Here is an 11,917-nt window from a genome sequence, read left to right as displayed (position 1 = left end):
GCCGGCTTAAATTAGAGTGCTTTCAGCGCATCCAGCAGAATCTGGTTCTGCTCATCCGTGCCGATGGTAATACGCAGGAATTGGGCAATACGTGGCGTTTTAAAATGACGCACGATAATGCCCTGTTCACGCAGCGCCGCGGCCAGTTCTCCGGCATCTTTTTGCGGATGACGGGCAAAGACAAAGTTCGCGGCTGATGGCAGTACGTCAAAACCCAGCTGCTCAAGACCGGCAACAACGGTATCGCGGCTGTCGATCACACGCTGACAGGTATCGTCAAAATATTCACGGTCATCAAAGGCTGCGGCCGCACCGGCAATCGCCATGCGATCGAGCGGATAGGAGTTAAAGCTGTTTTTAATACGCTCTAACGCTTCGATTAAATCCGGGTGACCAACGGCAATACCCACACGCAGACCGGCCAGCGAACGTGACTTGGACAGCGTTTGTGTGACCAGCAGATTCGGATACTGGTTGACCAGCGCAATAGCCGTTTCACCACCGAAGTCGATATAGGCTTCGTCGACCAGCACCACAGTATCGCTATTTTGCTTAAGCAGCTGTTCAATCGCGGCTAATGGCAGCAGACATCCTGTGGGCGCATTCGGATTGGGGAAAATAATGCCGCCGATTTTCCCTTTATTGGCTCCCGCATTTTCACGGGTGTAATCAGCAATATTAATCTGAAAGTTTTCATCCAGCGGAATCTGTTTTGGCTCAATACCGTACAGACCGCAGTACACAGGATAAAAGCTGTAGGTAATATCCGGAAATAACAGCGGCTTGCCGTGCTGGAATAAACCATGAAAGGCATGGGCCAGCACTTCATCAGAACCGTTACCAACAAATACCTGCGCCGTGCTGACGCCGTAATATTCGGCAACCGCCTGCTTAAGACGGTCACCGTTCGGGTCCGGGTACAGACGCAGATCGTCATTCACTTCCGCCTGCATCGCCGCAATCGCCTTAGGCGACGGGCCGTATGGATTTTCGTTGGTATTGAGCTTTACCAGCCGCGTCATTTTCGGCTGTTCACCCGGTACATAAGGCACCAGGTCTTTTACAAACGGGCTCCAGAACTGACTCATTGATATCAGTCCTTAATACGGTATTCAGCCGAGCGGGCGTGAGCGGTGAGGAATTCACCACGGGCCAGCACAGAGGCAGTTTTACCCAGTTCAGAAGCGCCATCGGCCGAGCACATAATCAGCGACGAACGCTTCTGGAAATCGTACACGCCCAGTGGCGACGAGAAACGCGCAGTGCCGGAGGTCGGCAATACGTGGTTCGGCCCGGCACAGTAATCGCCCAGCGCTTCTGCGGTGTAACGACCCATAAAGATAGCACCGGCATGACGGATGGTTGGCAGCCAGGCTTGCGGATCTTCTACCGATAATTCCAGGTGCTCCGGCGCAATGCGGTTGATGATGGCAATCGCATCAGCATCGCTTTGCGCGTGGATCAGGGCGCCACGCTCAGTCAGCGAGGTACGGATAATGTCGGCGCGCTCCATGGTTGGCAACAGCTTGTCGATGGAGGCTTTAACGGCATCGAGGAAGTCGGCATCGGTCGATACCAGAATCGATTGCGCGTCTTCATCGTGTTCCGCCTGGGAGAACAGATCCATGGCAATCCAGTCCGGATCGGTCTTACCATCGCAGACCACCAGAATTTCCGACGGACCGGCGATCATATCGATACCAACCTGGCCAAACACCATACGCTTGGCGGTGGCCACATAGATGTTGCCCGGGCCAACGATTTTATCCACACCCGGTACGGTTTCGGTACCGTACGCCAGCGCGGCAACCGCCTGCGCGCCACCCACGGTAAATACGCGGCTGACACCGGCTGCCGCTGCAGCAGCCAGTACCAGCTGGTTCAGTTCGCCATCGGGGGTTGGCACCACCATGATGATTTCCTGCACACCGGCAACATGGGCCGGAATAGCATTCATCAGCACAGACGACGGATACGCCGCTTTACCACCGGGAACGTAAATACCGACGCGATCCATCGGCGTTACTTTCTGGCCTAAAAGAGTACCGTCAGCTTCGGTATAGTCCCAGGAATCCTGTTTTTGCTTTTCGTGGTAAGCACGCACACGCTCAGCCGCCAGCAACAATGCGGTGCGGCGTTCGGCCGGTAATTCGTCGAGGGCTTTCTGCAGCTGCTCCTGATTCAGTTCCAGCTGCGCCATCGAGGACACATTCATACGGTCGAATTTATTGGTGTATTCGATCAGTGCCGCATCGCCACGGGTACGGATATCGAACACGATGTCAGATACGGTTTTCTGCACCTGAGCATCAGACACAGCTTCCCATGCCAGCAGAGTATCCATCTGCTGCGCATAGTCCGGCTGAGCAGAACTGAAACGGCGGATTTCGATAGTCATTGTATTACTCCGGAAAATTAAGCCTTGGCCTGGCGCTGGCGTTCTACTGCCGCCGCCATCTGATCAATGATGGGCTGAATCTGCGCATGCTTTACTTTCATTGCCGCGCGTCCTGCCACTAAACGTGAGCTGATCGGGGCAATTAAGTCGCGCGCTTCCAGACCATTGGCCTTCAGGGTATTTCCGGTATCGACGATATCCACAATCATATCGGCCAGGCCCATGATCGGAGCCAGCTCCATACCACCATAGAGTTTGATGATGTCCACCTGGCGACCCTGCTCGGCAAAGTAACGTTTGGCGGTATTCACAAACTTGGTGGCCACTTTCAGACGGCCCTGTGGCATCACGGCATCTTTAATTGCCGCCGTCATCAGACGGCAGGTGGCAATGTTCAGATCCAGCGGCTCGCACAGGTTGTTGCTGTCGTATTCCATCAGCACATCTTTACCGGCCACACCCAGATCGGCGGCGCCGTATTCCACGTAGGTGGGCACGTCGGTGGCACGGATCACCACCAGCTTGATATGGTCATGGTTGGTATCAAAAATCAGCTTGCGACTCTTATGAATGTCTTCTGCCGGATGGATACCGGCTTCCGCCAGCAGGGGCAAAGTGTCATCCAGAATGCGCCCTTTCGACAGGGCAATGGTTAACGGCTGAGTCATCGTGTTGCTGATCCTCTCTTGTCTGTCAGCGATCCGGCAGGGCGGGCGTATCAGGCTGATACGCGACGGATATTGGCGCCCAGTTGCTGGAATTTTTCTTCAATACATTCGTAACCGCGGTCAATGTGATAGATGCGGTTTACATCGGTCGTGCCACTGGCCACCAGTGCGGCAATCACCAGCGAGGCGGATGCGCGCAGGTCGGTTGCCATCACCGGAGCCCCCTGCAGGGTTGCACGGCCGGTGACAATGGCAGTGTTGCCTTCAACATGAATATCCGCACCCATACGCACCAGTTCCTGGGCGTGCATAAAGCGGTTTTCAAAGACGGTTTCAATCACGGTACCCGTGCCTTCAGCCACCGCATTCAGCACCATAAACTGGGCCTGCATATCGGTTGGGAACGCCGGGTGCGGCGCGGTGCGGATATTCACCGCTTTCGGCCGCTTGCCGTGCATATTCAGCTCAATCCAGTCCGGGCCGGTGGTGATTTCAGCACCGGCTTCTTCGAGCTTATGCAGTACCGCTTCCATAATTAACGGGTCGGTATCTTTGGTGCGTACCCGGCCACCGGTTACGGCGGCAGCAACCAGATAAGTACCGGTTTCGATACGGTCCGGCAGCACATCGAATGAGCAGCCGTAGAGTTTTTCCACGCCTTCAATCACCAGAGTGTCGGAACCGGCACCACTGATTTTCGCGCCCATGGCGTTCAGGCAGTTCGCCAGGTCAACCACCTCGGGTTCACGCGCAGCGTTTTCGATGGTAACGGTGCCGTCAGCCAGAACCGCCGCCATCATAATGTTTTCAGTACCGGTTACGGTCACGGTATCGAGGAAGATATTGGCGCCATGCAGACGGCCGCCCGGAACGTGGGCTTTGATATAGCCATCCAGCACTTCCACTTCTGCGCCCATGGCTTCCATACCACGCAGGTGCAGATCCACCGGACGCGAACCGATGGCGCAACCGCCAGGCAGTGACACTTCCGCTTCGCCGTAACGTGCCAGCAGCGGACCCAGTACCAGAATGGATGCCCGCATGGTGCGCACCAGATCGTATGGGGCAACACAGCTTTTAACGCCGGCACAGTCGGTTTCTACCGACATATCTTCATTAATAGCGACTTCCACGCCCATGCAGCCCAACAGCTCCAGCATGGTGGTGATGTCGTGCAGGTGCGGCAGGTTACCCACCCGCATCACACCTTCGGCCAATAAGGTGGCCGCAAGAATAGGTAACGCTGAGTTTTTAGCGCCGGAGATACGGACATCACCGTCCAGACGCTTTCCACCCACAATTCGTAATTTATCCATAGGGGTTCTTATTATTCGGCTTTTTCAGCAGGCGTATAGGTACGAATGGTGACCGCATGAATACGACCATCCGCAATGTAAGGATTAAGCACACGATAAACAAACTGCTGACGTTTAACGGCATTCAGGCCATCAAACACATCACCAACTGCTTCAACTTCATATTTGTAGCCGTCACCATCAACGTGCCAGCTCACTTCAGGGGATTCTGTTTGCAGAATTTGCAGAATTTCCGCCGGGGACATACCGCTTCACCACTCAGCTTGGGGGAAAACGCCCAATCATAGCGGATTTATGTGTCGGGGCGAAGTAAATGGCGGCGGCAATATGTAATGAAAAGATGAAAGCGGGTAACAGATCACAGGCAGCGGACCTGTATCAGGACTCAGGCCAGCAAGGGCTCAAACAGCGAGTCCAGATCGCTGATGCTGATAATAGGCTTCATGTGTTCGGGCAGATTCTCAATATGCAGATTGATGCCAGCCGCTGTCGCACAGCGCAGCCACTCCAGCAGTAAAGCAACACCGGCACTGGATACTTCATTGACTGCGGCCATATTCAGCGTCCACTGCCCCTTTGCCGCACGGATCAGCTTTTCCCCGTCTGGCAGAACGCTGACCACAGTGGTAGCCAGCAGACTGCCAGCCAGCTCGGCACGGTTATCATCAATACGGGTCAGCGATACGCTCATGGTCGGTCCTCAGTCTCGCTCAGAAACAGGTGTCACGCACCCGGGGCTTTTTTACGTAACTTACGGCCCTGCTCCTGCAGAGCTTCAATCCAGTCTTCGATGGCGGCGCCGATATTACTATCATTGTCCTGCACCATCTGCTCAAACTGCTCGCCGAACAGTTTGCCCACATTAATACCATTGACGATCACGTTCTGCGCCATCCAGCGACGGTCGCGATGGTGAAAATACATGCTCTGGGTAATGGGAAAGACTTTGCCACTGGGCGTCACAACTTCCAGATCAACCAGCGTATTACGCAACGTATTTTCCACGCCGGTCTTGGGAGGCAGCACACGCACCTCGTAATCATCGAATTCGATCAGGCCGGTGGCATACGAACTGAGCAGACTGCGCTTAAAGGCACTGGCAAAACGCTTACGCTGCTCCAGTGTCGCTTCGCGGTAATAATTTCCCATGATGCGACGGGTCAGACGCTGAAAGTCGACCATCGGGCCAAGCACATCCTCCAGTTCCCAAAAAAAACGCGCCTTATCACTTTCATAGATAGAGCGGTTTTTATTGATGGAGGCCATCACTTTTTCAGTGGTGCGCTTGACCACTTCATGAGCCTGCTCAGCCAGATCACCGGAATCGGCAGCATGGCCGGCAGAGCCCAGCGTTAACGACAGCAATACCAGCAACCAGCGCATGGCTAACTCCTTTAACCTCTAGATCGTTTAACCTTCTTCGGCCTTATTAAACAGGAAGCGCCCGATCAGTTCTTCCAGTACCAGCGCCGATTGAGTGTCTTCGATCCAGTCACCGGTCTGCAGATATTCATCTTCCGCGCCGACCGTCAGACCGATGTATTTTTCACCCAACAGACCCGCAGTCAGAATAGCCGCCGAAGTGTCTTTGGTGAGAGTGCTCATGGATTTGCTGATCTCCATTTCCACCACGGCGGAATACCATTCAGGGTCGAGATACACTTTGGTCACCCGGCCAATGGTGACACCCGACATTGATACCTTGGCGCGCTCAGTCAGACCACCCAGATTCTCGAAACGCGCTTTGATGGTGTAAGTGTCACCGGCATCCTGCAGTGACAGGCCACTGACGCGGAACGCCATCAGCACCAGAGCCACAATACCCATCACCATAAAGGCTCCGACGGTAATTTCGATATAACGCATGCGCATGATTAAACGCCTCCCAGCATGACGGCTGTCAAAACAAAATCCAGTCCCAGCACCGCCAGTGAGGAAATCACCACCGTCTGAGTCGTTGCTTTACCGATACCTTCCGAAGTCGGCACCGAATCATAACCCTGATACACCGCGATCCAGGTCACCACCACACCAAATGCCACCGATTTGATAATGCCCTTGACCACGTCTTCATAAAATTCGACCGACGCCTGCATGTTGCCCCAGTAGGCACCATCGTCGATGCCCAGCATATCCACCGCCACAAAGGCACCGCCCCAGATACCAACGGTAGAAAACAACAGCGCCAGAATCGGCATGGAAATAATGCCGGCCCACAGACGCGGTGTGATCACCCGTTTAAACGGATCGACACCCATCATTTCCATGGCGGATAACTGCTCGGTGGCTTTCATCAGGCCAATTTCGGCGGTTAATGCCGAACCGGCGCGACCGGCAAATAACAAGGCAGTGACCACCGGCCCCAGCTCACGCAGCAGCGTCAGCGACACCATGGTGCCCAGTGCCGCCTCAGAGCCGAAGTCGATCAGAATGTTATAGCCCTGCAGGCCCAGCACCATGCCGACGAAAAAACCGGCGACGACGATAATAATGAGGGAGCGCACACCAACCGAATAAATCTGCTTCAGCAGATCATAAAATCCGGCACTGCCCGGCCCACCCCAGAACAGTGAATTTTTCAGCAATAAGGTGCCACGGCCAATGGCTTCGATGGCGGCGGTACCACTGCGGCCAACGGCCTGTAATTGATCCAGTAATTTGCCCAGCATTAATTCACTCCCGCCAGAATATCGCTGCGGTAATCGTCCGCCGGGTAATGGAAAGGCACAGGACCATCCGGTTCACCACGTAAAAACTGGCGGACTTCATCATTACCTTCGTTAATTAATTCTTCCGGTGTGCCAAAACCAATCACGCGGCCATCGGACAACAGACACAGGTAATCAGCAATAGCGCAGGACTCTTCAACATCGTGAGACACCAGCAGGCTGGTCAGCCCCAGCGCTTCGTTCAGACCACGGATCAGTTTAACGATCATGCCCATAGAGATCGGATCAAGACCGGTAAAAGGCTCATCGTACATAATAATTTCCGGGTCCATGGCAATGGAGCGTGCCAGAGCAACGCGTCTGGCCATGCCGCCGGACAGTTCTGCCGGAGAAAGATTACGCGCACCACGCAGACCAACGGCTTCAAGCTTCATCAGCACCAGGTCGCGGATCATGGATTCAGGTAAATCAGTATGAACACGCAGCGGAAAGGCCACGTTGTCGAAAACATTAAGGTCGGTAAACAGGGCACCGGTCTGAAACAGCATGCCCATTTTTTTGCGGCGCAGATCAAACAGTTCTTTGCGCGGCAGAGTCGGTACATTGTGTCCGTCCACCATAATAGTGCCGCTGTCCGGTAACAGCTGACCGCCGATAAGACGCAACAGTGTGGTTTTACCGGTTCCGCTTGGCCCCATAATGGCCGTTACTTTGCCACGCGGAAAATCCACATCCATATTGTTATAAATCAGCCGGTCACCACGGCTGAAGCTCATTCCACGAACAGAGACGTAGGGCTGACTGACGGACATGAATGTCGTCCTTTTAACTCGGTACGGATAGTCGGGCTAGCATAGCGGAATGTCCGGGCGGAACCAACGCCTGTAAACTATTGTAATAAGCCCCTCATAAAACGCTGAGTTGCAATTGCGTGCAGAATTACCTTGGGTACAATGACGCGCTGAATTTTCTGCTGATAATTAACTCTGGTGCCCCCATGCTCACAGCTTATGCTGCCGTTATTGCTGGTCTTATTGTTTTGGTATGGAGCGCTGACAAGTTTGTTATTGGCGCCGCTGCTTCTGCCCGTCGCCTGGGCATGTCTCCTTTACTGGTCGGCCTGACCATCGTTGCTATGGGAACTTCCGCGCCGGAGATGTTCGTCTCTGCCGTTGCTTCCCTCGACGGTGCCGGCAATCTGGCCATTGGTAATGCACTCGGCTCCAACATCACCAACATTGCCCTGGTACTGGGTATCACCGCACTGATCAGTCCGATCCCGCTGCAGAAAAAACTGCTGAAAAAAGAGCTGCCGCTGCTTATTCTGATCAGCATTATCGGTGGCCTGACACTGGCCGACCTCGAACTGAATATGACCGACGCCATTATTTTATTTGGCTCCATGGCCGTCGCGTTGTACCTGATGTTTCTTGATACCAGCGAATCCGGCGAAGCCATTGTCGATGAAGACGAAGCCGCCGAAATCGAAAATACCCCTATACGTACTGCCGTGTTCTGGCTGGTAGCCGGACTGATCGCACTGATGTTCAGTTCCAAACTGCTGGTCTGGGGCGCCACCGAAATTGCCCGCGCCTATGGTGTCAGTGATCTGGTGATCGGCCTTACCATTGTCGCCATCGGCACCAGCCTGCCGGAACTGGCGGCCTCCGTTGCCAGCGCCCTGAAAGGCCACCATGACATTGCCATCGGTAACGTGATCGGCTCCAACATTTTTAACCTGCTGACCGTAATGCCAATCCCGGGTCTGCTGGCAGTAACCGTGGTTGATCCGCTGGCACTGTACCGTGACTATGCCGTGATGATGGCGCTGACCCTCGCCCTGTTGGTTCTGTTTTTAATCAGTTATCGTAAGGGCACTCTCGGACGTTTCGCCGGTCTGTTCCTGACCACCAGCTACGCTGGCTATCTGGTATCTCTGTTTTATATGGCTGACTCATGACCACTGATATGAATTTTGATTTTCTGCAATCCGCCCGCCGTACCATCAAACTGGAACAGGAGGCCATTGCACAGTTGGAAGGTCGTCTTACCGGCGATTTCGCCACCGCCTGTCAGCTGGTTCTGAACTGCAAAGGACGTGTTGTTGTTACCGGCATGGGTAAATCCGGCCATATCGGCAATAAAATGGCTGCAACCCTGGCCAGCACCGGCACCCCGGCTTTTTTTGTGCATCCGGGTGAAGCCAGCCATGGCGACATGGGCATGATTCAGCCATCGGATGTGGTTATCGCTCTGTCCAACTCCGGTGAAACCGGTGAAGTTACCAGTCTGCTCCCCCTGCTTAAACGCCTCGGCACCGCCCTGATCAGCATGACCGGTAATCCGGAATCTACCCTCGGCCGTGCCGCTAACGCCCACTTAAATACCGGAGTGAATCAGGAAGCCTGTCCGCTGAATCTGGCACCAACCTCTTCCACCACCTGCGCGCTGGTGATGGGTGATGCGCTGGCCGTTGCCTTGCTGGAAGCCCGTGGTTTTACCGCCGAAGATTTTGCCTTCTCTCATCCGGGCGGCTCACTTGGCCGCCGCCTGCTGTTGAAAGTGGAAGACATCATGCACAGTGGCGATCAGATTCCGGTGGTTTCCCCTTCCGCCACGCTGTCTGAAGCCCTGCTGGTTGTAACCTCCAAAGGTCTGGGCATGACCACCGTGCAGGATAACGGCAAGCTGACCGGTATTTTCACCGACGGTGACCTGCGTCGTGCCATTGATCACGGAGTTGATATCCATACCGCCACCATGGCCGATGTGATGACCGTCGGTGGCAAAACCACCACGCCAGGTACCCTCGCTGCCGAAGCGCTGAAGCTGATGGAAGACAACAAAATCAACGCCCTGGTCGTTAAAAATGGCGACGACACGGTTGGCGTCATCAATATGCACGATCTGCTGCGCGCGGGCGTAATCTGATGCGCAAGCGTTATCTGCTGTTACTGCTGACCCTGATCTTTGGTCTGGCTCTGCTGGCAGTGGATCGCTACACCCAGGAGCAGACGCCCCCCCTGAGTGAGCTGCAGAATCATGAACCGGATTACTATGGCGAAGGCCTGTACAACCGCCAGTACGACAGTAATGGCGAATTACAGCAAACCTTTGTTGCAGCACGCTCAACCCATTATCCGCAGACGAAAAGCACCCTCTTTACCGGGCCGCTGCTGATGTCAGACGATGATGATGGCCAGACCTGGCAGGTCAATGCCCGCGAAGGAACACTACAGGATAACGAGCAGTCGCTGCGCCTTATAGGCCAGGTCGAAATCCGGCCGCTCGATCCGGCCGACGCTGCGGACGATATTCTGATCGAAACCAGTATCCTGACCTACCACAGCCGCCAGCAACTGGCCGAGACTGATCAGCCGGTAACCATTACAAGCCCGCAAACACATATCAATGCAACCGGTATGACACTGGATATCGCGCGTCAGCGCATGGAATTCAAATCACAGGTGGATAGCCGCTATGTTCCGCAATAATCATCGTTTTCTGGCCGGCCTGTTTGTCCTGTGCAGCGCAGCCTCTGCTTATGCCTTACCCGACGACTGGCAGCAGGAAATGGTCATTCTCTCTGACCACGCTGAGCTCGACCGCAAGGCTGGCGTTGTTATTTATGAAGGCAATGTGATTCTGACCCAGGGAACCCTGCGCATCGAATCGGAGCGCCTGCTGATTATCCGCACCGATAGCACACTGGAAAAAGCCGTTGCCGAAGGGACAGCGAAAAAACCGGCACGCTATCAGCAACAGATCAATCCGGGAAAACCCCTGACCAAAGCACACGGCCAGCGCATTGATTACTTTGCCCGGCAACGTGAAGTCAACATTCAGGGCAATGCTCAACTGCAGCAGGACGGCAACCTGTTCAGTGGTGAGCGCATCCTCTATGACATGACCAAAGAAACCGTCAGCGCCAGCGGCGGCACCAGTACCTCCGGCCAGACTGGTGGTAATGGCGAAAAACAACGAATCAAAGTCGTAATTCAGCCACAGGCTCCGGCAGAATCTGCCACCGATAACAGCAAGCCAGTACAGGAACAGCCATGAAGACCCTGAAAGCCGAAAACCTGGCGAAAAGCTATAACGGCCGGGAAGTGGTAAAAGATGTATCCATGTCTGTGCAAAGCGGTCAGATCGTTGGCCTGCTGGGACCCAACGGGGCCGGTAAGACCACCTGTTTCTACATGATTGTGAATTTGGTGCAGGCCGATAAAGGCCGCATCAAAATTGACGACGAAGACATCAGTCATCTGCCGATGCACGGCCGGGCGCAGAAAGGCATTGGCTATCTGCCGCAGGAAGCCTCCATTTTCCGCAAATTAAGTGTGGCCGATAATATTCTCGCCATTCTCGAAACCCGCAAAGACCTCAACCGTGCACAGCGTCTGGAAAAACTGGAAGAGCTGCTGAATGAGTTTCATATTCAGCATATCCGCAGCAGTCTGGGCATGGCCTTATCCGGTGGTGAACGACGCCGGGTCGAGATTGCCCGCGCGCTGGCGGCTGAGCCGTCCTTTATTCTGCTTGATGAGCCGTTCGCCGGGGTTGACCCGATTTCTGTAGCTGACATCATGGACATCATCCGACAACTCAAGGCACGTGGCATCGGCGTACTCATTACGGACCACAACGTAAGGGAAACTCTGGCTATCTGTGAGAAAGCCTATATTGTCGGGGGTGGCCATATCATCGCCGAAGGCACCGCTGAACAGGTATTGGCCAGCGAGCAGGTACGCAAAGTGTACCTGGGTGAGGATTTCCGCCTGTGATGGCAAGCCCTGCTGCAGGGAAGTGGCTGATGATCCAAAGCAAAGGAAGATGCACAAAAGATTCCAAGGTTTACCGCTTGGC

15 protein-coding genes are annotated in these 11,917 nt (G+C 54.5%); 5 read left to right on the top strand and 10 right to left on the bottom strand.

The window, feature by feature from the left end:
* Positions 1-11 precede the first annotated feature (11 nt).
* From hisC to MT343_RS02920, 10 genes are all read right to left on the bottom strand, one after another.
* The gene (gene hisC / locus MT343_RS02965) at positions 12-1,088 is read right to left on the bottom strand and encodes a histidinol-phosphate transaminase (RefSeq protein ID WP_145471021.1); all 1,077 of its coding nucleotides are present in this window, start codon (positions 1,086-1,088) and stop codon (positions 12-14) included.
* 5 nt (positions 1,089-1,093) lie between these two features.
* A complete protein-coding gene (gene hisD / locus MT343_RS02960; protein ID WP_145471022.1) occupies positions 1,094-2,398 on the bottom strand; it encodes a histidinol dehydrogenase in 1,305 nt (434 codons plus the stop codon).
* Positions 2,399-2,415: 17 nt separating this feature from the next.
* Positions 2,416-3,066 (bottom strand): ATP phosphoribosyltransferase, encoded by a 651-nt coding sequence (hisG, locus tag MT343_RS02955; RefSeq protein ID WP_145471023.1) that lies wholly within the window; start codon positions 3,064-3,066, stop codon positions 2,416-2,418.
* 50 nt (positions 3,067-3,116) lie between these two features.
* A complete protein-coding gene (gene murA / locus MT343_RS02950) occupies positions 3,117-4,382 on the bottom strand; it encodes a UDP-N-acetylglucosamine 1-carboxyvinyltransferase (RefSeq protein ID WP_145471024.1) in 1,266 nt (421 codons plus the stop codon).
* Between the two features lie 11 nt (positions 4,383-4,393).
* Entirely contained in the window at positions 4,394-4,627 is a 234-nt protein-coding gene (locus MT343_RS02945) for a BolA family protein (RefSeq protein WP_145471025.1), read from the bottom strand.
* 140 nt (positions 4,628-4,767) lie between these two features.
* The gene (locus tag MT343_RS02940) at positions 4,768-5,073 is read right to left on the bottom strand and encodes an STAS domain-containing protein (RefSeq protein ID WP_145471026.1); all 306 of its coding nucleotides are present in this window, start codon (positions 5,071-5,073) and stop codon (positions 4,768-4,770) included.
* Positions 5,074-5,105: 32 nt separating this feature from the next.
* Positions 5,106-5,765, bottom strand: coding sequence for an MlaC/ttg2D family ABC transporter substrate-binding protein (locus MT343_RS02935; RefSeq protein WP_145471027.1), 660 nt, complete (start codon positions 5,763-5,765; stop codon positions 5,106-5,108).
* Positions 5,766-5,792: 27 nt separating this feature from the next.
* A complete protein-coding gene (gene mlaD, locus MT343_RS02930) occupies positions 5,793-6,254 on the bottom strand; it encodes an outer membrane lipid asymmetry maintenance protein MlaD (protein ID WP_145471028.1) in 462 nt (153 codons plus the stop codon).
* Between the two features lie 2 nt (positions 6,255-6,256).
* On the bottom strand, positions 6,257-7,051 hold the full coding sequence (gene mlaE / locus MT343_RS02925; RefSeq protein ID WP_145471029.1) for a lipid asymmetry maintenance ABC transporter permease subunit MlaE: 795 nt from the start codon (positions 7,049-7,051) through the stop codon (positions 6,257-6,259).
* Complete coding sequence (locus MT343_RS02920; protein ID WP_145471030.1) at positions 7,051-7,863, bottom strand: ABC transporter ATP-binding protein; 813 nt, start codon at positions 7,861-7,863, stop codon at positions 7,051-7,053. Before MT343_RS02920 ends, mlaE begins: the two co-directional genes overlap by 1 nt.
* Positions 7,864-8,048: 185 nt before the next feature.
* Between MT343_RS02920 and MT343_RS02915 the strand changes: the two genes are divergently transcribed.
* Genes MT343_RS02915 through lptB form a run of 5 tightly spaced genes read left to right on the top strand, consistent with a single transcriptional unit; the run spans position 8,049 to position 11,835 of the window.
* Entirely contained in the window at positions 8,049-9,011 is a 963-nt protein-coding gene (locus MT343_RS02915) for a calcium/sodium antiporter (RefSeq protein WP_145471031.1), read from the top strand.
* Positions 9,008-9,982 (top strand): KpsF/GutQ family sugar-phosphate isomerase, encoded by a 975-nt coding sequence (locus MT343_RS02910; protein WP_145471032.1) that lies wholly within the window; start codon positions 9,008-9,010, stop codon positions 9,980-9,982. The genes MT343_RS02915 and MT343_RS02910 overlap by 4 nt, the downstream gene beginning before the upstream one ends.
* Positions 9,982-10,545, top strand: a complete 564-nt coding sequence (lptC, locus tag MT343_RS02905) for an LPS export ABC transporter periplasmic protein LptC (RefSeq protein ID WP_145471033.1) — start codon at positions 9,982-9,984, stop codon at positions 10,543-10,545. Before MT343_RS02910 ends, lptC begins: the two co-directional genes overlap by 1 nt.
* Positions 10,532-11,113, top strand: a complete 582-nt coding sequence (gene lptA, locus MT343_RS02900) for a lipopolysaccharide transport periplasmic protein LptA (protein ID WP_145471034.1) — start codon at positions 10,532-10,534, stop codon at positions 11,111-11,113. Before lptC ends, lptA begins: the two co-directional genes overlap by 14 nt.
* Positions 11,110-11,835: an LPS export ABC transporter ATP-binding protein gene (lptB, locus tag MT343_RS02895; protein WP_145471035.1), complete on the top strand. Its 726-nt coding sequence runs from the start codon at positions 11,110-11,112 to the stop codon at positions 11,833-11,835. The genes lptA and lptB overlap by 4 nt, the downstream gene beginning before the upstream one ends.
* The last annotated feature ends 82 nt before the right edge of the window (positions 11,836-11,917 follow it).

Origin of the sequence: Venatorbacter sp. C2-1 (assembly GCF_022832715.1) — a bacterium.
Lineage (GTDB): Bacteria > Pseudomonadota > Gammaproteobacteria > Pseudomonadales > Oceanobacteraceae > Venatoribacter > Venatoribacter alkanivorans.
This window is presented reverse-complemented; position numbering and strand designations above follow the sequence as displayed.